The organism is Arthrobacter sp. ASL1, assembly GCF_056680475.1.
Window position 1 is genome coordinate 931389 of record NZ_CM155284.1, and the last position, 19606, is coordinate 950994.

The 19606-nt window shown below is 67.1% G+C and carries 22 protein-coding genes; all 22 read right to left on the reverse strand.

The features are described from left to right. Nucleotides 1-113: 113 nt before the first annotated feature. The 22 genes from AC1MEQ_RS04375 to AC1MEQ_RS04480 all read right to left on the reverse strand — a co-directional run bounded on the left by AC1MEQ_RS04375 (nucleotide 114) and on the right by AC1MEQ_RS04480 (nucleotide 19522). A complete protein-coding gene (locus AC1MEQ_RS04375; RefSeq protein ID WP_479794283.1) occupies nucleotides 114-437 on the reverse strand; it encodes a gas vesicle protein K in 324 nt (107 codons plus the stop codon). A gap of 39 nt (nucleotides 438-476) precedes the next feature. After that, on the reverse strand, nucleotides 477-1478 hold the full coding sequence (locus tag AC1MEQ_RS04380) for a gas vesicle protein (RefSeq protein ID WP_479794285.1): 1002 nt from the start codon (nucleotides 1476-1478) through the stop codon (nucleotides 477-479). Next, entirely contained in the window at nucleotides 1479-1979 is a 501-nt protein-coding gene (locus AC1MEQ_RS04385) for a gas vesicle protein (RefSeq protein WP_479794287.1), read from the reverse strand. A 65-nt stretch (nucleotides 1980-2044) separates the two neighbouring features. Continuing rightward, nucleotides 2045-2299: a gas vesicle protein GvpO gene (gvpO, locus tag AC1MEQ_RS04390; RefSeq protein ID WP_479794289.1), complete on the reverse strand. Its 255-nt coding sequence runs from the start codon at nucleotides 2297-2299 to the stop codon at nucleotides 2045-2047. Nucleotides 2300-2583: 284 nt separating this feature from the next. Then, a complete protein-coding gene (locus AC1MEQ_RS04395) occupies nucleotides 2584-2817 on the reverse strand; it encodes a gas vesicle protein GvpG (RefSeq protein ID WP_479794291.1) in 234 nt (77 codons plus the stop codon). Between the two features lie 3 nt (nucleotides 2818-2820). Continuing rightward, a complete protein-coding gene (locus AC1MEQ_RS04400; protein WP_479794293.1) occupies nucleotides 2821-3552 on the reverse strand; it encodes a GvpL/GvpF family gas vesicle protein in 732 nt (243 codons plus the stop codon). 19 nt (nucleotides 3553-3571) lie between these two features. Next, entirely contained in the window at nucleotides 3572-4009 is a 438-nt protein-coding gene (gene gvpJ / locus AC1MEQ_RS04405; RefSeq protein ID WP_479794295.1) for a gas vesicle protein GvpJ, read from the reverse strand. 10 nt (nucleotides 4010-4019) lie between these two features. After that, nucleotides 4020-5273 carry an SRPBCC family protein gene (locus AC1MEQ_RS04410; protein ID WP_479794297.1) on the reverse strand — a complete coding sequence of 418 codons (1254 nt, stop codon included), beginning with the start codon at nucleotides 5271-5273 and terminating at the stop codon, nucleotides 4020-4022. 53 nt (nucleotides 5274-5326) lie between these two features. Further along, nucleotides 5327-6148, reverse strand: a complete 822-nt coding sequence (locus AC1MEQ_RS04415; protein ID WP_479794299.1) for a hypothetical protein — start codon at nucleotides 6146-6148, stop codon at nucleotides 5327-5329. Nucleotides 6149-6457: 309 nt separating this feature from the next. Then, nucleotides 6458-7714: an ABC transporter ATP-binding protein gene (locus AC1MEQ_RS04420; protein ID WP_479794301.1), complete on the reverse strand. Its 1257-nt coding sequence runs from the start codon at nucleotides 7712-7714 to the stop codon at nucleotides 6458-6460. 31 nt (nucleotides 7715-7745) lie between these two features. Beyond that, nucleotides 7746-8588 (reverse strand): carbohydrate ABC transporter permease, encoded by an 843-nt coding sequence (locus tag AC1MEQ_RS04425; RefSeq protein ID WP_479794303.1) that lies wholly within the window; start codon nucleotides 8586-8588, stop codon nucleotides 7746-7748. Then, the gene (locus AC1MEQ_RS04430) at nucleotides 8588-9541 is read right to left on the reverse strand and encodes a carbohydrate ABC transporter permease (RefSeq protein WP_479794305.1); all 954 of its coding nucleotides are present in this window, start codon (nucleotides 9539-9541) and stop codon (nucleotides 8588-8590) included. Before AC1MEQ_RS04430 ends, AC1MEQ_RS04425 begins: the two co-directional genes overlap by 1 nt. Nucleotides 9542-9587: 46 nt before the next feature. After that, complete coding sequence (locus tag AC1MEQ_RS04435; RefSeq protein WP_479794307.1) at nucleotides 9588-10901, reverse strand: extracellular solute-binding protein; 1314 nt, start codon at nucleotides 10899-10901, stop codon at nucleotides 9588-9590. 197 nt (nucleotides 10902-11098) lie between these two features. After that, complete coding sequence (locus AC1MEQ_RS04440) at nucleotides 11099-11389, reverse strand: hypothetical protein (protein WP_479794309.1); 291 nt, start codon at nucleotides 11387-11389, stop codon at nucleotides 11099-11101. Further along, complete coding sequence (locus AC1MEQ_RS04445) at nucleotides 11367-11636, reverse strand: hypothetical protein (RefSeq protein ID WP_479794311.1); 270 nt, start codon at nucleotides 11634-11636, stop codon at nucleotides 11367-11369. Before AC1MEQ_RS04445 ends, AC1MEQ_RS04440 begins: the two co-directional genes overlap by 23 nt. Before the next feature lie 29 nt (nucleotides 11637-11665). Continuing rightward, a complete protein-coding gene (locus AC1MEQ_RS04450) occupies nucleotides 11666-11920 on the reverse strand; it encodes a DUF7218 family protein (protein ID WP_479794313.1) in 255 nt (84 codons plus the stop codon). 98 nt (nucleotides 11921-12018) lie between these two features. Then, entirely contained in the window at nucleotides 12019-13656 is a 1638-nt protein-coding gene (locus AC1MEQ_RS04455) for a molybdopterin-dependent oxidoreductase (RefSeq protein ID WP_479794315.1), read from the reverse strand. 123 nt (nucleotides 13657-13779) lie between these two features. Further along, the gene (locus tag AC1MEQ_RS04460; protein ID WP_479794317.1) at nucleotides 13780-14217 is read right to left on the reverse strand and encodes a DUF4383 domain-containing protein; all 438 of its coding nucleotides are present in this window, start codon (nucleotides 14215-14217) and stop codon (nucleotides 13780-13782) included. 141 nt (nucleotides 14218-14358) lie between these two features. Then, on the reverse strand, nucleotides 14359-15192 hold the full coding sequence (locus AC1MEQ_RS04465; RefSeq protein ID WP_479794319.1) for an anti-sigma factor: 834 nt from the start codon (nucleotides 15190-15192) through the stop codon (nucleotides 14359-14361). Further along, nucleotides 15192-15773: an ECF RNA polymerase sigma factor SigK gene (sigK, locus tag AC1MEQ_RS04470; protein ID WP_479794321.1), complete on the reverse strand. Its 582-nt coding sequence runs from the start codon at nucleotides 15771-15773 to the stop codon at nucleotides 15192-15194. Before sigK ends, AC1MEQ_RS04465 begins: the two co-directional genes overlap by 1 nt. 163 nt (nucleotides 15774-15936) lie before the next feature. Further along, nucleotides 15937-16650, reverse strand: coding sequence for a fasciclin domain-containing protein (locus AC1MEQ_RS04475; RefSeq protein ID WP_479794323.1), 714 nt, complete (start codon nucleotides 16648-16650; stop codon nucleotides 15937-15939). A 361-nt stretch (nucleotides 16651-17011) separates the two neighbouring features. Then, nucleotides 17012-19522 carry a hypothetical protein gene (locus tag AC1MEQ_RS04480; protein ID WP_479794324.1) on the reverse strand — a complete coding sequence of 837 codons (2511 nt, stop codon included), beginning with the start codon at nucleotides 19520-19522 and terminating at the stop codon, nucleotides 17012-17014. Nucleotides 19523-19606 lie beyond the last annotated feature (84 nt).

Here is a 19606-nt window from a genome sequence, read left to right on the forward strand (position 1 = left end):
CGGAACAGGACCGGGCACGATGGCGTAAACATACAGGCCCTCCCCTGGGCCCCTGCCCGTCGGCGGAAGGGGCTCGGACCCCGAAGCAACGACACCTTGTGTCACCGGGTCGCTCACCGCCCCTCCTCCTTGGATGGTTCGGCCCACCGCTCCGGGTTGACGAACTTATCCACCAGTTCATCGACGACGTCGTCCAGACCCCGGTGCAGGTCATCCACCGAGTCGGTGATCCCATGGTCCGATTTGATCTGGTCCATGGCCTCGTCCAGCTCCAACAGGGCCTCTCCCAACCGGTTCTGTTCCTCCTCGGTCAGGTCCCCGCCCTCGATCCGCCGCAGGGCCTGGGTCTCCAACGCCTCCTGGATGACCTCCACCAGGGTGACCACCAATGTCAGAACACCGTGCTTGAGGCTCTCCTCATTGACTCGCAGCGTCATCGCCGACCTCCACGTCTCGTGTGCTCGCGGTTCCGTATTTCACTTCTTCAGCCTCTGGAGCAGGGAGGTCCATTGGTCTAGTCCATGTCCAGCGAGCCGATAGGTGCCAAGCGCCGTTTCCACCACCAGGACAGCGTTTTTCCCGACCGGCGAACGCCCTGACACCACCGTGGCGGCATCGACGTCGCCGACGCGCAACCGGATGGCGGGACGCTGATCCAGCGCCCCCTTCCAGGTGAACCCGGCGACCTCGTCGAATTGCCCGGTTCCCCCGCGCCATATCGGGCTACCGGAGCGCGGCTCCTCGTACCAGACCTGGTCCTCGAACAACAGCGTGTCCGGCACGGGCTGGCGCCCGTTGGTCTCGTCCGCACCGGCGCCCGGTTCGTTGCCGCGGCGTGGCCCGGTCACGGCTTGCCTGCTGCGCGCCTGCATCACCATGTCCCGGAGCCTCGCTGGATCCGCCGCAGACAAAAGCGTTTCGCCATATCGCGTCGTGGCAATCCGGAGTCGTGTCCGCTCGTCTCCGCCGACGCTGGCTTCCGAGGTGAGTTCGATTCCGGTCACGTCGTCGAGAGCCGTTTGCCACAACACTTCGTGGGGGTCGCGCCGGAAGGCGATGACCCGTTCACTGGTCAGACACAGCGAACAGGGCCTCCATGTACCGGAGCCGTCATACGCCCCCGGCAGATAGTGGCCTCCAGACATTTTGGCGATGAGCTCCTCGTGCTCTCCGAGCGGTACCTGGCGGTCGACGGATTTGCGGGCCCATTCCCGGCTGCGTTCGTCCCAACCCCTCATCATGCCGTAGGCCAACATCGTTTCCATTCCCGCGAACGTTGCCCGCAGGTTGATGCCAATCAAGGGGATGTCCGCCACCGTGATGATCAGGTCAAGGTCCAGATAGACACCCTTGTCCAGCAGGACGTCGACCAGGTCGTGCAAGGTTGCGCCGGGATCCCTGGTCGGCTCCATCGCCACCGCCCGGGGCAGGTTGTCGACCTGGCCGGGCTGGCCCGCGCCCGTTAGCCCAGCAGTCATCTACTGATCGGCCCGTTTCCGGGAACTCTGCTGCGTCGGGGAAACGGAGCCCTTGCCCGCAGTAGCGGCCTTGCCCGACCGCGAGGCATTGGCCGCGGTCTCCAGTGCCAGGGCGCTCTCCCACCCACACCACGGGCAGAACTCGTTCAAGAGCTTGTCGAGCGGGGCGCGTTTACCGCATTCGGGACAGGTGTCCTTCTCCTCGATCGCCGTCTGCCAGGCGACCGTCTCCCGGTCGGTTCCCGCCGGGAATTCCAAGCCGTAGCGCGCAGCAGTCTCGAAGGAGGCCAACGCCGCACGAATGCGAATCCCCAGCAATTCGACGCCCGCGACGGAGACCATGATGTCTGCATTGATGACCAGGCCCTTGTCCAACAGCGTCTCGATCACATGGGACAGGGTTCCTTCCCTGCTCTTCTGCGGTTCCATGGCCGTCCCGGAAGGGGGCCTGTTGGCGGCGCGGACAGGTGTGCTGCCATCGCCTGAGTTGCTGAGTGTCATGGCGCCTCCCACCTCGTCTCCATCGGGGAACATTCTTTCAAACTACGATCTGACATGAACCGAGACTATCCCTCGCGCGCTCGTCCGCGAACGTACCGGGCACCACGCGCATATGACACCAGCTCGGCTTCCGCATCGATCGTGACCTCGTACTCCGCCAGGACATCGGAAGTGTTGGGGACCCGGCGAGTCTCCACGACCTCGACCGTGACGGTCCAGCCCTCGTCCTCCCTGTGGATTCCGACGATTCCTTCCGGGTCCCGGTCCGTCAGGTCCCTGAGTTGGTCCATTGCCGAGCGGGCAGCCTTCGCCGTGCTCATCCGCGGGCTGGACTTGGACGGTCCGCCGCTCGGGGCCCGGGTGGGCTTCTGACCGTCACCGGACGACTTCTCAGCAGACTCCACTGGGCGCTTACGCCGTACGGGCGAGTTGCCTGAGGAGTCCTGGCCGGCCCGGCTTTGGGTGGTTTTCTTCGCCGCGGCAGGCCGCTTTGCCGCCGGCCGCGATTCCTTGCCCTGCCCCCCGCCCGAGTCACTACTCCCCTGCGGGCGGGTGTTCTCCGTGTTGTCTGGGTCCTCGGTGGCCATGCTCTTACCTCCCGCTGTCAGCGTCTGCTGGATTCAATGAACCTTCTCACAAGTTCCTCTTCAAGCGCCGACGCCGTCTCGGGATCGATCGTGCCGGCCGACTTGGCCTCGGCGACGTCCTCCAGCTGGCGGCGGATCGCCGCGGGATCGTAGTAACGGCGTTCCGCCTCCTCCAATACCCGCTCGGCGACCCACGTCGTACCCCGCACCGGAGCCAGCGGAAGCCCCAGGATTCCGGAAATCAGTCCCATGGCTCAGACCTCCCCGACGAAGTCGTAGGGGGCTTGGGGACCGAGTAACCGAAAGTTGATGCGCCCCTGCGCGGCGGTCGCCAACGTCTCGAGCGCGCTTTCGAGGTTCACCTGGTCTTCGCGCTCCACGAGGACGGCGACCTCGAGGAGGTCATCGGCCTGGCCGGCTTCCCGGGTGGCTATTTCACGCACCACGGGCCTCAGCACGTCGAAAATCTCCGGCGCATCGACTGCTGCTGCCCGTTCGAACTCCTGGACCACCCGTTCGCCCAGCCGAATCCGCTCATAATGCGATGCATCCTCGGTTTGCTCGGCGGTGGCTTCCCGCAAGGCCGCGATGTCCGGATTGGCCGCAATGAATTCGGCCAGCAGTGCTTCCTGGACATAGCGGGCCCGGATGGCGTACTGAACGGCGCCGTCGACCCGGCGTAATCCGGCCTCGTAGTCCTCGTACATGGAGGGCAGGACGTCCTCCACGATGGTGGCCACATCGGCCACCACCGTGGCGAACGTCATGGGAAGCACAGCGCCGGAAGCCGCGATCGTGTCCAGGACGTTGCTGTGGGCCAGCAGGTCGTCCGGGGTGCCGAGACCGTCTACGTCTTCGATCTCGGAGACCACGGCGGAGTGTGCGCCGTCACCCAGTCTTTCGACTCGCACGCCTTCGATACCGGCCAGTCCTTCCGGCAGTTCGGTGGCGCTTGGCACCACTCCATACACGTACAGGCCGCTCAAGGCGCTCCTTCCACTGGGCTCATTCAGAGGATCGAGCCGCGGGCTTGCGCCGCGGTCGACGCTCCTTGCTGCCCTCGTCGTCGTCTGAGTCCTGTTTCTTGTCGTTGTCGGGCGTCAGCGCGTCCTTGACTCCTGACAAGGCTCCGCTGGTCTTGCCCTTTGCCCCACCTTCGGTCATGGACTCCATCAGCTCGGGAAGGTCCTTGCCTCCCTGCTGGGTCAGGTCCAGCCGGTTGGTGGCCTCGGCGAAACGCAAATACGTATCGACACTGGCGATCACGATACGAGCGTCGATGGTCAAGACCTCGATGCCGACGAGTGAAACGCGAACATACGCGTCGATCACCAGGCCCTTGTCGAGGATGATCTCGACGACGTCGGCCAGTGAACTGGACCGGGGGCGTTCGAGATATCCGCCGCCGCTGCCGCCACTACGCGATTGGGTCATGGATGTCATGGTCCCTTACCTACTTCCTTACGGATTCTTCAGGTTCGGCTTCTTCGGACTGTTCGTCTTCGGCAGGCTCCTCAGCTTCCTCGGCTTCGGGGGCCTCCTCGTACTCTTCGTCCTCGGCAGGCTCCTCAGCTTCCTCGGCTTCGGGGGCCTCCTCGTACTCTTCGTCCTCGGCAGGCTCCTCCGCCTCTTCGGCGTCGCCAGCCTCCTCGTACTCTTCCTCCTCGTCCTGCGCGACAGGCTCGTCGTCGGGGGCTACGTCCTCGTCGTATTCCTCCTCGTCATCGCTGGCAGCAGGCTCTTCCTCGGCCACTTCTTCTTCGGCTTCAGGCTCCTGCTCATCGGCTTCGTCAGCGTCCTCCTCGGACTCCGGCTCGTCCTCATAGGCCGTGTCCTCGTCATCGGCCGAATCCGCTTCTGCTTCATCGTCCTCCGGGTACTCCTCGTCGCCCTCGTCGCCCTCGGCTTCCTGCTGCTCCTGTTCGACGACCTCCTCATGCGTGCGCACGATTTCCTCGTCCCGGATCTCTCCGCGCCAACCCTCGACGCTGTCGGGGTCGAGCATGGTCGTGGTCATGACATGGCGTACATAGCGCTTCATCTCCACCCGTACACGGCGTCCGACGGCCCGCCAGATCTGCGCCGTCTTCTCGAAGAAACCCTGCGGGTAGTACTCGACGACGATGCAGATGCGGGTCAGCCGGTCGGCTACCTCGTGGAAGGTGACGGCGCCGTCCAGATGTCCCTTGTCTCCGGTTGACTTCCAGACGATGCGTTCATCGGCGACCATTTCCTTGATGGTGGCGTCCCAGGTGCGATGCGAAAGGAAAACCTGGCCCTTGAAGGTAACGGACCCCTCGTCCTCTTCGTGTTCGACGCTTTCGACCTTCTTCATGAAGTCCGACCACTGCTCGAACTCGGTCCACTGGTTGTAGGCCACCGAGACCGGGACGCCGACATCGATCCATTCGACGATGTTGACCAGCTTCTGGTTGCTGCTTCCGCTTCCGCCACCGCCGGTGAAGGCGTCCTTGACCTTGTCCTTCACGCCGGATAGGGCACCTCCAGCTGCGGCCTTGGCGGGATTCTTGCCCTCCGCCGCGGCCGTGGCACCCTCTTTCACTGCCTTCCCGCCGGGTCCGCCCTCGCCGCCGGCGAAGTCGGTCAATTTGCCCGTCAGGTCCTGCACCTTGTTCGATGCGAGACTCATGCCGTGGTTCAGGACGGACTTTCCGTAGTCCTTCGCCTTGCCCATGATCTCTCCCATCGGAGAGCTTTCCTTCGATTCCGAACTGGTCGTGTCAGCCACTTAGTTACACCTCACTTCGATGAAGACTTGCGGGGACGGGACGCCGCCGGCTTCGAGCCGCTGCTCGCGCTCTTGGCCCGAGCGGATGTTTGCTTGGCCTTGCCTGTTGCCTGCTTGGCACCGGACTCGGCCTTCGACGATGCTGCCTTGGTCCGGCTGGTTGCCTGCTTGGCACCAGATCCGGCCTTCGACGAGGCCGCCTTGGTCCGGCTGGTTGCCTGCTTGGCACCGGACCCCGCCTTAGACGAAGCCGCCTTGGCAGTGGACTGCGTCTTCCGGGCTGCGGTCTTGGCAGCCGGTTTTGCGGGCCTGCCCTCCTCGCCGGAATCCTCGTCCGCTTCCTCGTCGTCCTCCTCGGACTCTGCCGGAGCCTCGGAATCCTCGTCCTCGGACTCTGCGGGGGCCTCGGATTCCTCGTCGTCCTCTTCGGGCGCCTGGTCCTCCGACTCCGGCTCTTCCGACGATGCCTCTTCGGGCTGGTCCTCGTCTTCTTCCGAATCCTCCGACGACTTATCGCCGCCGCTCAATTCGTTGAGCTTTGCCGTGCGGGCCTGCAGATTCGAATTCAGCGAGTCCAGACCGCGCGTTGCCCCCGCCACCGCAGCACCCTTGGCCGCGTCCATCAATTTGCCCGTCACCTGCTCGACGAGCTTCGAGGCTTCGGGCGACGACTCGATCATCTTCGTCGCCTCCGCAAGAATTTCTGACTTACTGCCTGTGAGCTTGCGTCCTGCCAGCGCCCCCGCCACGATCAGTGCCAACTTCATCTTCTTCGACCGGCCTAGCAGATAGCCACCGGCCAATATTGCTGCGAGCTTCATTTTCTCGTCCACAGTTTCCTCCTAAGCGGGTTGGGAGCTCTGCCTTCACTGGCCACAGTACATATGACGTACAGACGAGGGAAGCGCCTGCGTCGTTGCGCGGGAAACCCACATTCTGCAACCCCGGCCCCGTTTCCCCCCGGGACGGTCTGCGCGCGAGCGCGGAACGCCAGGGTGGCCGCAGGTGCACACTCTGCCTGCCTGGAGGTCCCTCATCCTGGCCGAGAACGCCGCGGCGGATCCCGGCGTGGGCGGGGCCGACGGCGCGCCGACGCGGGCAGGAACTGGTTTCCGGTTGGCCAAGGACAAGGCACCGGGCCGTCAGCCGGCCTCGGCCGCCTCGCGTCCGGCCCGTTCGATCTCCTCGGCACGTTCCTGGTTCGCTTCATCGGTCAGGGCGGCCCCAGCCGCGGCATCGCGGGTGAGGTTCTCCCCCGTCGCGGGGTCGAAGACGTGCAGCCGGCGGGTGTCCAGCCACAGCTCGGCGGGCCGACCGCCGCGGATCCGGCTGGCGGCATCGAGGGTGACCACGACCTGGGGGCGCAGCTCGTCGGCATCGAGATCCCGGGCGAGCCCGTCGAGCAGGTCCTTGACCTCGGGCGAGGGCTCGAAGTGGATGTAGCCGTATTGCTCGTTGCCCAGCCATTCGGTGTGGCTGGGTTCGGCGGTGATCACCGTGCCGTGGGCCAACTTGGACTCCTCGACCAGTGTCGCGTCCTCGAAGTACTCGGGACGGATCCCCAGCAGCACCACGTCCTTGCCGGCGGCCCGGGCGGCCAGCGCGTCGGGGACGGCGATGTCGCCGATCGGGGTCTTGAGCGTGTTGCCCTCGGCGGTGGCGGGCAGGAAGTTCATCGATGGGCTGCCGATGAACCCGGCGACGAAGAGGTTGATGGGCTGTTCGTAGAGTTCGCGTGGCGAGGCGATCTGCTGCAGCTCACCCTTCTTGAGCACCGCGACCCGGTCGCCGAGGGTCATGGCCTCGGTCTGGTCGTGGGTGACGTACACGCTGGTGGTGCCCAGCCGGCGCTGCATCTGCGAGATCTCGGCGCGCATCTGCCCGCGCAGCTTCGCATCCAGGTTGGACAGCGGCTCGTCGAAGAGGAAGGCGTCGGCCTGGCGCACGATGGCCCGGCCCATCGCCACGCGTTGGCGCTGGCCACCGGAGAGGTTGCCGGGCTTGCGGTCCAGGTGGTCCGTCAACTCCAGCGTCTTCGCAGCGGTGCGCACCCGTTCCTGGACGTCGTCCTCGCTGAACTTGCCCTTGGCCAGGCGCAGCGGGAAGGCGATGTTCTCGAACACGGTCAGGTGCGGGTAGAGCGCATAGTTCTGGAAGACCATGGCCAGGTTCCGGTCGCGCGGGGCCTTGTCGTTGACCCGCGTCTCGTCGATGTACAGGTCCCCGCTGGTGATGTCCTCGAGTCCGACGATCATGCGCAGCAGCGTTGACTTGCCGCAGCCCGAGGGCCCGACGAGAATCACGAACTCACCGTCGGCGATGTCGATGGAGACGTCGTTCACGGCCGGGAACCCGTCGTCGTACTTCTTGACCAGGTTCTTCAGCGAAATCGATGCCATGGGATGTCCTCTGCTTTCTCGGGTCAGGGCCTTAGCCCTTGACGGCGCCCTGGGTCAGCCCGGAGACGATCTGGCGTTGGAAGCCCAGCACCAGGAGCACCACCGGGATGGTGACGATGATTGCGGCAGCGGAGATCGCGCCGGTGGGTGATTCGAACTGGGAGGCGCCGGTGAAGAACGCCAGGGCGGCCGGCACCGGCCGGGCCGCCTCGGTCGAGGTCAGCGAGATGCCGTAGACGAAATCGTTCCAGGCGATGAAGAACGCGATGATCGCCGTGGTGAACACCCCGGGTGCGGCCAGCGGGACGATGGCCTTGCGGAACGCCTGCCAGGCGGTGGCCCCGTCGACCTGGGCTGCCTGCTCGAGCTCCCAGGGGATTTGCCGGAAGAAGGCCGCCAGCGTCCAGATGGAGATCGGCAGCGTCAGCGACAGGTACGGGATGATCAACCCGAGCCAGGTGTCGTAGAGCCCGATGGTGCGCCATACGTTGAACAGCGGGGTGACGATGGAGATGACCGGGAAGATCGAGACGGCCAACGCGGTGGTCAGCACCAGCTTCTTGCCCGGGAAATCCAGCCGGGCGATCGCGTACGCGCACAGCGTGGCCAACACGACGGCGATGGCCGTGGCGATGAGCGTGATCCCGATGGAGTTGCGCAGCGACGTCAGGAACAGTCCCTGGGCGTCGCCGACGAGGATCTGTTCGTAGTTGACCCCCGACCAGGTGGTCGGCAGCAACTTGCCGTTGGACAGGTCGCTGGGCTCCTTGAACGAGGTGGCCAGGATCGAGAAGACCGGGAACAGCGCGTAGACCGCGACGACAATGGTGATGAGGATCCAGATGAGCCTCGTCTTGGGGGTGGTCCTTTTCATCACTTGCCTCCCTGGGAGCCGGCGAGGTCGACCTTGAACAGCTTGATCGCCACGAAACAGATCAGCAGCACGCAGATGAACAGCAGCACCGACACGGCCGAGCCGAGCCCGATCTCCAGCCGGCCGATCGAGGTGCGGTAGGCCAGCAGCGAGAGCACCTCGGTGCCGTACGCGCCATTGGTCATGATGAACACGTTGTCGAAGATGCGGAATGCGTCCAGCGCACGGAAGAGCACGGCAACCATGATCGCGGCCTTCATGTTCGGCAGGATCACCCGCTGCATGCGCTGCCACCAGGTTGCCCCGTCGACCTCGGCGGCCTCCGTCAGCTCGTCCGGGACCTGGGCCAGGCCGGCGAGCAGCAGCAACGAGATGAACGGGGTGGTCTTCCAGATCTCCGAGGCCATGATCACGAACAGCGAGGTCCAGGTGTCGGCGAACCAGTTCAGGTCCGGGCCGATCCCCGGCACCCAGTCGAACCAGTTGTTGACGAACCCGGAGTTGATGTCGAAGGCGTAGAACCAGGCGAACGCGGAGACCACGGTGATGATGCCGTAGGGCACCAGGATCGCGGTGCGCACGAACCCGCGCAGGGATTTAAGCGCCTTGTGCATCACCAGCGCCAACGCGAAGCCCAGGACGAGCTCGACCACCACGGTGATGACCGTGATCAGCGAGGTGACGCCGAGGTCGTGCCACCACAGCGAATCGGAGAGGATCACCCCGTAGTTCTTCAGCCCGATGAAGGCCTTGTCCCCCGGCGCGGTGAGCCGGAAGCTGAACAGCGAGTCCCAAAGGGCCTGCAGGATCGGATACAGGGTGACCGCCAGCATGACGACGAAGGCGGGCCCGGCCAGCCACCAGCCCAGCCGGCGTTCGGCGCGGCGCCTCTCGGAGAGGAAGACGCCGGTCTGCCGGCGCCTGCCGGTGCGGGTGTCCACGGGGGCGCTCATGGCCGCTCCTCCCCCGTCCGGACCGGCACGACGTTGCTGATGCGCCTCATAGCAGCCTCTCCCCTCGCAGGACCTCGATGATGAAGTCGGTGGTCATCTTCGGCGTCGTGGCCGGGTCGACACTGGATGGCGGCGCCCAGTGCTGCTGGATCCCGGTGGAGACCTCGTTGTAGTACGGGGTCTGCGGGCGGGGCGCCGACTGGCGCAGCGATTGCCTGATCGTCTCGGCCATTGGGAACTTCTCCTTGATGGACGGGTCGTCGTAGGCGGTGGAATCCGAGGGCGGGTTGCCGTTGGTCACGAAGTACTCCACCTGGTGTTCCGGGGTGACGATGCATTCGATGGCGTCGTAGGCCAGGTCGACGTGCTTGCTGGCCGCCCCGACACCGAGGTTGATCCCGCCCAGTGGCGGCCGGGATTCCTTGCCGGCCTCGGTTTGCGGGTAGAGGCCCCAGCCGATGTCCTCGATCAGCGACTTGTCCAGGCTGCCCGCCTCGACGCTGGCGTTGGTGGCGGGCCAGACAAACGGCCAGTTGACCATGAACGAGCCCTTGTCGCCCTGGAACTGGAGCATCGACTCGTTCTCCGCCTGGGTCGCCAGGCCGGGCCCGCCCAGGCCCTCCTTGCCGATCGTCGAGACGATCTCGGCGGCCTTGGTCCCGGCCTCTGATTCGAGTCCGAGGCGGATGTCGTTGGCCGAGGCCTCGGGGTTCTCCACGATGTGGCCGCCACCGGATTCAACCAGCGCGTTGACCCACACCGTCATCGATTCGGCCAGGGCACCTTGCACGCCCAGATACTTCTTCTCGTCCTTCGCCGCCTTGATGAGCTGATCCCAGGTGACGGGTTTGGACATGTCGAGGCCGGCGGCCTTCGCCACCGACTTGCGGTACCAGAGGATCTGGGTGTTGGCCCAGAACGGGACGGTGACCAGGCTGCCCTTCCACTTCGCGCCGGCCAGGGCGCCATCGAGGGTGTTCTGCGTCGTCTTCTTCGCGGTGTCCGCGGGAACGGGGGCGAGGAAGCCGGGCTCGGCCAGTTCCGGGATGAACGGCGGATCCAGGCTCATGATGTCCATCGAGGTGTCGCTGGCGGCCAGCCGCCGGGCGAGCTGCTCGCGTTGGGCCGCTGCGTCGGAGGGGAGCAACGTGGTCTCGATGCGGTACTTGCCGTCGGCCGCTGCCGTGCACTTCTTCGCGATGGCCGCCTGCCCGCCGTCGTCGGGGTTGATGTACCAGGTGAGCACCGGCGTCGAATCCGCCGGCCCGCACCCGGAGAGCAGCAGTGCCGACGCGGCGGCCGTCACTCCCGCCCAGCGTGCTCCGCGCCGCAGCCGGACGCGCCTCGAATGTTCTGGCATCAGCAAGAGCCTCCCCGTCAATGTCGGCGGTGCCCGTACGTTACCGGTCCGGTCGGGCCCTGAAACTGAGACTATGCCCTGAATGTGCTTTGCGCCACAAGTGGGCCCTGTGGCGCGTGTCGTCCGATGGGACGCAGCGGAAAACCCGCCGCACCATCTCGTCGATGGTGCGGCGGGCTTCCGTTGGCCGGGGTTGGTCAGCCGGCGTCGTAGCGGTCCTCGTCATCGTCGGGACGCCGGTCGGGATCCTCCGCGTCGTTGCCGCTGCCGTCGGGGACCTCACGGTGCTCGAGGGTGCGGATCGTCTCGTCCTCGCCGCCGGGGACGTCGACGAGTTCCCCGCCACCGCGGGGCCCAACACTGCGGTGCTCAGCCCCGTCGCCGCCGGGGTTGTCGGCACCGAGTGTCGACGGGTCCTGGGGTGCCGCCGGTTCGTCGGCCCGGCGGGCCCCTGCATTTTCTGGTTCAGCCTTTTCGACGTCGGACATATGTGCCACCTTCCTCGGGGAAATCAAGTGCACCGGGGCCCCGCAGGCGCCGGTAAATGCCGTAGGCCACCATCACGAGGCCGAGTATGACGCCCAGCCAGACAGGGCTGGCCATGGAGGCGCCGTTCAGGGCCTGGATCAGAAGGTAAACGCCGAAAACGACGACGACGATGGCCCCGGCAAGGGCCAGCTTCATTCCTGCCGGCTCCATGTCCCGCGGCCAGCGGGAACTCTCATTTTGTGGCATGGCCTCTCCCTGCTCTCGCTGTGGGGGCTTCAGGAATTCCTGAGGGATTTGATCAACTGGTCCTTGTTCTGGTCGGAGTAGCCGGACAAGCCGATCTCCTTGGTACGGGATTTCAGTTCGTCGACCGTCCAATCCTCATAACTGCGGGCCTCACCGCCGCGTTCGCCGACCTCGTCGCGGCCGTCGCGTGCTGCGGCGTTGGCGATGCGCGCGGCCTTCTGCTTCGAATTGCCCTCGTCGCGCAGGTCCTCGTAGAGGTGTTCGTCCTTGATCCTGTCAGCCATCTGGTGCTCCTTTCGGCAGTTGGTCCCTCCAGCCTAGGCACTGCCCGGTGAAGGTCAATGTCTGGTGTACGACCGCTGCGGGAGTCCGACCCGGCGGATCAGCCGACCGTGAACTGCAAGCGCTGCAGGCCGCTGGAGCCGTTGGGTGCCGGGTTGGCGCGTTCGGCGGTCTGGACGGTGCCGTCGGCGTCGATGGCACGGACCGTGGCCGAGTGGGTGCCGGACGTGGCATCCTTCCAGGCGTAGGACCACTGGCGCCACGTGTCGACGGTGGCCTCGGCCGCCAGGTTTGCGGTTTGCCAGTCGCCGTCGTCGATCTTGACCTGCACGGCCTTGATGCCCGTGGTCTGCGCCCAGGCGGTGCCACCCAACATGACAGTCCCCGGGGCGACCGTCGAGAAGGCTCGGGGAACGTCGATGCGGGATGAGAGCTTGATGGGGCCATGATCGGACCAACCCCGGGTGGTCCAGTAGCCGGTCTTGTCGGCGAACCGCGTGACCTCCAGGTCGACAACCCACTTGGTGGCGGAGACGTATCCGTAGAGGCCGGGGACGACCATGCGCACCGGGTAGCCGTGTGCGAGCGGGAGGGGTTCGCCGTTCATGCCGACCGCGAGCAGGGCATTGCGCTCGTCGGTCAGTACTTCCAGCGGGGTGGAGGCGCTGAAGCCGTCGATGCTGGTGGACAGGACCATGTCGGCTCCGGACTGGGGGCGGGCGCGTTCGAGGACCTTGCGCAGCGGGTAGCCGAGCCACTTGGCGTTGCCGACCAGATCCCCACCGACCGGGTTGGAAACGCAGGTCAGCGTCAGCCACGTTTCCACGAGGTCCATGCCCAGCAACTCGTCGAAGCCCATGGTGAATTCCTCCTCCACCATGCCGTGCACACGCAGGCTCCAGCCCGCCGGATCGATCCGCGGAACGGCCAGCGCGGTATCGATCCGGTAGAACTGGGCGTTGGGGGTGACGAAAGGCGGCATGCCCTTGACGTCGGACGCGACCCCCTTGGGCAGCGTGATGGCATTCTTCACCGGCCTCGGCAGCTTCAGGGCCTCGCGGGTGGCTTCGGCGGTGTTGCGCACGGCTGACAGCGCCCGCCCTCCGGCCAACAGCGCGGCGGCACCCACGGCGCCGATGGCCGAGCCGAGGAGGAAGCCCCGCCGGGAGGACGACGCCGGAGCCCGGTCCGGTGTGGCCCGGCTCTCGGTGGCGGCCCGGCCCGTGTATTTGGTCGCGGCGGTCTGGGCGGTTGCGGCCGCGGCGAGGCCGGTGAGGTAGCGCAGGGCGAGGATTCCGGCGATGGTGCCGACAATCGTCGGGATGAGGTCGAGGACGCCGGAGGTCGGCCGCGACAGGACGCTGGCCGACATGCCCACGCCGAGGACGACGATGACGCCGATCGCCGCTGCGGTGCGCGTCCGGGCCAACAGGCCGGTACCCGCCGCGACGAGGGCGGCGACGATCCCCATGGACACGAAGAGCGCCAGCTTGTCGTTGGTGCCGAACAGGCCGATGGCGAAGTCCTTGAGCCACGGCGGGGTGATGTCGATGAACGTCTGGCCCAGCGCGACCAGCGGCGACGAGGTCGTGGAGAAGAAGGCCGAGACGAGTTCGGCAACGCCGAACAGCAGGGCCGCGGACACCAGCCCGGCGAGGGCGAAGCGCCACCACCGCAGCAGGTGCCGGATTCGGCCCGGGCGGGTCGTGCTTTCGCGTGGCGTGCTGTGCGTGTCCATGGTTGACCTTCCTCGGTCTCCGGTGGCCCTGTCCGCGCAGCGGCGTGGGCCTGTGTCTATGATCGCCCGTTCGGGCCGTCCCGGCGAGACATCGACGGGACGGCCCTCACGCGCGGGCTGGGGTCAGGCCTTCTTGCGGCCCAGGATGCTGCCGAGGGCGACCATCGCTGCGCCCAGGACGAGGTGGAGCCAGTTGTCGGCGTCATTCAGGGGAACGAAGTTCGCCGGCGTCCCGTGTCCGACCAGCAGGCCGTAGATCCACAGCACCAGGTAGATGATGCCGCCGATGATCAGGTAGCGCTTGGCCGACAGGGGGCCGCGGGCGAACATGAGCCCGGCGATGCCGAACAGCAGGTGCACGACGTTGTGCAAAACCGACACCTGGAACAGGCCCAGCAGCATGGCCCCGGAATGGTGTCCGGCGAAGGTCAGTTCGCCGACGTTGGTGGTGATGCCCGGAACGAAGCCGAGCACGCCGACCAGCAGGAAGGCTGCGCCAACCACGAGGGCTGCCAGCTGGACGTGGGTGCGGCGGGTTGTTGTGGCATGTGTGGTTGCCATGGTCCTTCTCCTAAGGTGCGCCGCCCCGGATGTGCCCCGGGGCGTGTAACACCTGTACTTCGGAGCCGGGGTCCCCGCGGATTGGATGGGATCCCGCTTTCCTGCAGGTCACGTCCACCCACCGGGGACGTCGGGCAGGACCTACAACTTCTGCAGCATGATGGGGGTGGTGGTGGGTTGTTTCGAGCCCTGGGCGGGTTCGACGGTGATGCCCAGATGCGTGGCGGAGCCCATCGAGCCCTCGATCAGGGTCGTTCCCGTGTCGGCCATCATGCCCATGGGTGTGGCACCCTGGTCGTCGATGAGCCAAAGCTCGTATCCCTTGTCCGAGGGCAGGGAGGGAAGGTTCTGCGCCGTCAGGGCGGCCACGCCGGCCGATGCCGAGTAGGCGATCGTCACCTGGGCGCCGTCGTCCATCTCCTGGGTCGCCGATTTCATGTCGCTCGCCGCGGTGAGCTGCTGCATCTTGTCCTGGTGGGCCCCCAGGGCGGCGAGCTGGTCCTTGAGCTGTTCCTGCTGTTGGTTCTGGTTGACCACGACTCCGGTCAATCCCCCGGCGGCCAGCAGGCAGGCCGCGGCGGCGGCGGCCAGGTACTTGGTCGACCGCGGGGTGCGCCCGGCGCGATCGGCGCGGCGTGCACGCTCCCGGCCGAGGTCGAGGACACCTGCGGCCGGTTCGGCGGCGGGTGGACCCGATGTGGCGGCAGCGTCGGCTTCCGTGGCAGTGGCCGGGGACTGGCTGGCCGGCAGCTGGGGGGTCTGCCGGATGGCGGCCATGATGTTGGCCTTCACGTGTGCCGGCGGGGCCACCGGGGTGGTGTGCTCGGCCAGCAGGGCCGCGGTCTCGCTCAGGGAGCGGACCTCGTGCTGCGCGTCGTCGGAGCCGAGGACGGCGTTCTCGAATTCCTCACGCTCCGCCGAATCCAGGGCGTTGAGTGCGTAGGCACCAGTGAGCAGGTGCAGTTGCCGGTCCATCACGCCACTCCTAACTGGTCTCTGAGTCTGATCATGCCATCGCGGATACGGGTCTTGACCGTCCCGACGGGGATTTCCAGGAGGGTTGCTACCTCCTGGTGGGTGTAGCCGCCGTAGTAGGCGAGTTCGATGGCCTTGCGCTGTGCGTCCGAGAGGTTCTTGAGCGCCAACTGCACCCGTTCGCCCTCGAGGTGGGACTCGACGGTGTCCTGGACGTCGTCGTAGCTTTCCTCGAATTCCTTGGCGCCCTGGCGCAGATCCCGTTCCCGGCTGCTCTGGCTGGCCCGGACCCTGTCCACGGCCCGGCGGTGTGCCATGACCATGATCCAGGAGACGGCCCGTCCGCGATCGGCATCGTACCGTGCTGCCTGTTGCCAGACCTCCACGAAGACCTCCTGGAGGACTTCCTCGCATTGGGCCTCGTCGCGCAGCACCCGGCGGATAAGTCCGAAGACCCGCGCCGAGACGTCGTCGTACAGCATCTCGAAAGCGGTTTCGTCACCAGCGGCGACTCGTTGGATGAGTTCCTCATGGTCGGTGGGTGCGGGTTCCCCCGCAGTCCGGGTCCAAGGAATTCTCATGGATGCAAGTCTCGCACGCTGTGCGTCCTGTCGAAAACACGATGCGACCTTCCGTGTCGGCGGTCCGTGGTGAGGTACTGCGCAGCGGTGGCCCGCCGGATGGAAGACGGCGGGCTCCGGCGGTCTGAACCGCCGGAGCCCGATGTCCATCGTTGATCCAGCCCTACTTCTTGGCCGGCGGCATCAGCACCGAGTCGATGAGGTAGACGGTGGCGTTGGCGGTCTTCACGCCGCCGCAGATGACGGAGGCGTCGTTGACCTTCAGGTTGTCGCCGCTGCCGGTGACCTTGAGGGTGTCGCCTTCGACGGTCTTGTGGGTGCCGGCGATCTCATCGGGGGCGATCTGGCCGGGGACCACGTGGTAGGTCAGGACCTTGGAGAGCATGTCCGCATCCTCGACCACTGCGGTGAGGTCCTTCTTCGGGATGGCGGCGAACGCGTCGTCGACCGGGGCGAAGACGGTGAACTCGTCGCTATTGAGCGTGTCGACCAGGTCCACCTTGGGGTTCAGCTCGCCCGAGACGGCCTTGGTGAGGGTCTTGAGCATCGGGTTGTTCGACGCGGCGACGGCCACCGGATCCTGGGCCATGCCCTTCACCGAGCCCTTGCCCTCCGGGACGGCCTTGGCGTAGGCGGCGCATCCGGGGCCCACGAGGTTGGCTGCCGGGTCCATGTCCGAGGACATCGACGAGGAGGATCCGGAGGAGGACTCCGACATCGGTGCGGAAGACATGGGTGCTGCGGACGAGGACTCCATCGCCTTCGATGAGGAGTCCCCGGAGCCGGCGTCGCTGCCGCCTGCGCAGGCACTCAGGCTCAGGGAGCCGATGGCGAGCAGGCCGAACAATGCTGCGTATTTGCGGTTCATCGTCTTCATGACTTTTCTCCTTGCTGGTGCGGCCACTGCCGCCATGCTTCCCGTCCCCTGCGGGGTGGGCTGTCATGAAGTCATTCGGAACCGAGGGGACACCGGATTGGATGGATTGAAAAAAAGTTCCAGCAAATATTCGCTACTACACCATGACGGCGTTCCTGTCCAGCCCCGGGCATGGGGAGAACTCCCCATCGCGGGCAACCGGTGGTTACCCTAAAGTAGCCATATCGGCATCGGAGCTGTTTTCCCCCCAAGATTGCTCCGATGCCGAGACCTCTTCTGCAGTGGGAGGCGGCCGGAATCATCCGACCGCCTCCCACTGCGTTAACCCCGGCGCACCGCCTCCACCGCCGTCCGGGCCGCCTCAGTGTCCCAGCCGTCCGCGCAGGTCGATGAAGGCCCGGGCATAGGCCGTCGATTCCAGGTAGTGGCCGTGGGTGGCCGGAACGAACTGGTAGGCCTGTTCGCGGTAGGACGCCGCGGCACGGTCCATCGCCGAGCCCGACCCGGCGTAGCGCACCGGGAACCCGAGCGGGTCCGCGGGTCGGTAGAGGTTCAGCCACCGCTCCCCCAGGACGCTGCCCAGGGACCCGGGGAGCACGACGACGGCGCCTCCTGGTTGCCCGGCCCCACCGTGTTCCTGCTCCAGTTCACCGGCCAAGGTGGGCGGCCAGGGGTCGTGCGCGGTCGGCGACGGCGGACCGGCCGGAACCACGGAGAGCACGTCCGGGCCGCAGACGGCGGGGAAGAACCGGGAGAAGTAACGGCGCAGCTGGCACCCGTAGCTCAGCAGCCCGACCCGTTGCCGGTCCCCCTCCGCCAGACCCCGTGAGCCCAGCTGGAACACGGCAGCCACGGCCAGCACGATCCCCATCGAATGCGCTGAGAGCACCAGCCGACGCCCACTACCACCGCCGGGCGCCGTGGCCCCGCCCTCGGCGAACCAGTCCACGATCCGGTCGGCGAGTTCGGGCACCACGCGCTCCGCATAGCAGGAGGGGCCGAAGGGGTGGGCCTGCGTGGGCAGGAAACACATCAGGTCCCACAACAGCCCCAACGGGCGGGCGTCGGAACGGCGCGAGGCCAGGAAGAGGAGCACGACGGCGATCATCCCGGCCCACAGCCCGGCGTCACCCAGCCCCCGCAGCACCGCCCACACCCCGTCCGAGTCGGCGGAGGTGTCGGCAGGGGCCAGCACCAGGGCGCACCAGCCAACGCAGATGCCGACGAACACGGCCCAGCCGAGCCAGCCGATGTAGATCTCCATGCGACGCATCAGCGCGGCCTGCCGACGGGCCCGGTGGACGGCTTGGGCCGCATGGGTGGTCATCGGGCCCGTCGTCCAGTGGCCGGCCTGGTGCACCAGGCGCTCGCGGATGGCGGTGATCTCGCCGGCCCGCACGCCGCGGCCGCGGAGGTAGATCCCGGCCTGGCGCAGCGCCAACCAGCACACTGCGACCACGAGCAGCACCAGGAAACCGGCGCCCTGCAGGACGTAGACCCGCGGCGGCTTCGGCCCACCGAGGAGCCAGCCGACCCCCAGCACGACGGCGAAGGAGAGCAGCAGCGCGAAGCCGGCGGCCAGCGACCCCATCACGAACGGCCCCCGCCCGTTCCACCCCAGCGTGTCCCGGCCGGTTCGCGGTTCACCCGGGGCCTCGGGGACGGCCCTGGAGCGGGCCAACCGTTCGGCCTGGATCAGCACCGCGGCCAGGGTGAGAGCCAGAGCGAGCACGATCACCGTGGCGGCCAGCGCCCCGGAGCGGGCGCCGCGGGCGGCGGACGGATCGACCACGCCCAGCACGGCCACCGCGAGAAGGAGCACCGCGCAGCCCACCAGGTAGGCCACGTGGTACCGGGGCCGGTCACCCGCGACCTGGGCCTGTGGCCGGGTGATCCAGACGGCCCCACCGAGGGTGGACAACACCGCCAGGATCGTGGCGACCAGCCAGGCGGGAGCCGGCCACCCGGAGCCGGCGACGCGTGCGACGTCGGCGTGGTCGAACGCCAGGATGGCGGCCAACCAGGCCAGCGCCGCACCGCAATGGATCCGCCGCAGCCGGCCCATCCCGGAACCGACCAGCCAGAGGTCCCGCTGGGCCAGCAGGGGCGCCCCCTCGGCCACGGCAGCATCCGCATCCAGGGGTACCCGGCCGGGCCGCGACGGCCCGGTGAGATAGCGGGTGCGCCCCAGCATCGGCAGGACCACCACCACGGCGAGCGCCAGCAACGGCAGGACCAGCAAGAGGCCATCGCGGGCGCCGGGACCGAAGCCGGCCAGCGGGGCCAGCACGGTCCGCGCGCCCGGACAGGTAGCCTGCAGGGCGGCGGGGCCGGTCGCCGGCCCGGTGCCGAAGCATTGCCGGGCGATCATGTCCAGGGCGACGGTCGCCGCCGTCGTGACGAACAACAGGCTCAGCAGCAGCCCGTACATCCGCAGGGTCCCGGCACCGCGGCCGGTGCTGATGGTGTGGGCGATCCACCGGTGTTGGCCGCGGGTCGTGCCGCCGGGGGCCGCCACGGTGCCGGTGCCGATCTGCGACCGGGACCAGTAGGCGGTGTTCGCCAACCCATAAGGGGCCAGCGCGAACCAGAGAACCTTCACCAGTGCGTCGCCGATCCTCCCCAGCGCCGGCAGCCCGGTGAACCGGGCCAGGCGACCCCAGGCATAGGCCTCCACCCTCCGGTCGGTCGGCGCGGTGGCTGGAAGCGGCAGCCGGTAGGTGGAGAAACCGGCCAGCTGGTCCCCGCGGACCATGCGCACCCGATCCGGCGTGGTGCCGAGCATCTGGTACGGCGGGGTGTTCAGGACCCCGTGGATGCGCAGCTCCAACAGGTTGGCACCGCCTTCGGCGGCCTCGTGCTCGGTTCCCATCCCGGCCCCTTCCCACAGTCGTCCCCTGCTGCCAGTGAACCACGTCGGCCCGCCGCGCGCCCGGACCACGCGGGACACTGACAG

Bases quoted from the DNA above. Each gene is read 5' to 3' on its own strand.
- AC1MEQ_RS04480 (WP_479794324.1), bottom strand. From the start codon at position 19,522: ATGGGAACCGAGCACGAGGCCGCCGAAGGCGGTGCCAACCTGTTGGAG.
- AC1MEQ_RS04445 (WP_479794311.1), bottom strand. From the start codon at position 11,636: ATGCCACAAAATGAGAGTTCCCGCTGGCCGCGGGACATGGAGCCGGCA.
- AC1MEQ_RS04465 (WP_479794319.1), bottom strand. From the start codon at position 15,192: ATGGACCGGCAACTGCACCTGCTCACTGGTGCCTACGCACTCAACGCC.
- AC1MEQ_RS04385 (WP_479794287.1), bottom strand. From the start codon at position 1,979: ATGACACTCAGCAACTCAGGCGATGGCAGCACACCTGTCCGCGCCGCC.
- AC1MEQ_RS04395 (WP_479794291.1), bottom strand. From the start codon at position 2,817: ATGGGACTGATTTCCGGAATCCTGGGGCTTCCGCTGGCTCCGGTGCGG.
- AC1MEQ_RS04435 (WP_479794307.1), bottom strand. From the start codon at position 10,901: ATGCCAGAACATTCGAGGCGCGTCCGGCTGCGGCGCGGAGCACGCTGG.
- AC1MEQ_RS04475 (WP_479794323.1), bottom strand. From the start codon at position 16,650: ATGAAGACGATGAACCGCAAATACGCAGCATTGTTCGGCCTGCTCGCC.
- AC1MEQ_RS04380 (WP_479794285.1), bottom strand. From the start codon at position 1,478: ATGACTGCTGGGCTAACGGGCGCGGGCCAGCCCGGCCAGGTCGACAAC.
- AC1MEQ_RS04420 (WP_479794301.1), bottom strand. From the start codon at position 7,714: ATGGCATCGATTTCGCTGAAGAACCTGGTCAAGAAGTACGACGACGGG.
- AC1MEQ_RS04460 (WP_479794317.1), bottom strand. From the start codon at position 14,217: ATGGCAACCACACATGCCACAACAACCCGCCGCACCCACGTCCAGCTG.
- gvpJ (WP_479794295.1), bottom strand. From the start codon at position 4,009: ATGACATCCATGACCCAATCGCGTAGTGGCGGCAGCGGCGGCGGATAT.
- sigK (WP_479794321.1), bottom strand. From the start codon at position 15,773: ATGAGAATTCCTTGGACCCGGACTGCGGGGGAACCCGCACCCACCGAC.
- AC1MEQ_RS04375 (WP_479794283.1), bottom strand. From the start codon at position 437: ATGACGCTGCGAGTCAATGAGGAGAGCCTCAAGCACGGTGTTCTGACA.
- AC1MEQ_RS04450 (WP_479794313.1), bottom strand. From the start codon at position 11,920: ATGGCTGACAGGATCAAGGACGAACACCTCTACGAGGACCTGCGCGAC.
- AC1MEQ_RS04440 (WP_479794309.1), bottom strand. From the start codon at position 11,389: ATGTCCGACGTCGAAAAGGCTGAACCAGAAAATGCAGGGGCCCGCCGG.
- gvpO (WP_479794289.1), bottom strand. From the start codon at position 2,299: ATGAGCACGGCGAAGGCTGCCCGCTCGGCAATGGACCAACTCAGGGAC.
- AC1MEQ_RS04425 (WP_479794303.1), bottom strand. From the start codon at position 8,588: ATGAAAAGGACCACCCCCAAGACGAGGCTCATCTGGATCCTCATCACC.
- AC1MEQ_RS04410 (WP_479794297.1), bottom strand. From the start codon at position 5,273: ATGGGAGAGATCATGGGCAAGGCGAAGGACTACGGAAAGTCCGTCCTG.
- AC1MEQ_RS04430 (WP_479794305.1), bottom strand. From the start codon at position 9,541: ATGAGCGCCCCCGTGGACACCCGCACCGGCAGGCGCCGGCAGACCGGC.
- AC1MEQ_RS04455 (WP_479794315.1), bottom strand. From the start codon at position 13,656: ATGGACACGCACAGCACGCCACGCGAAAGCACGACCCGCCCGGGCCGA.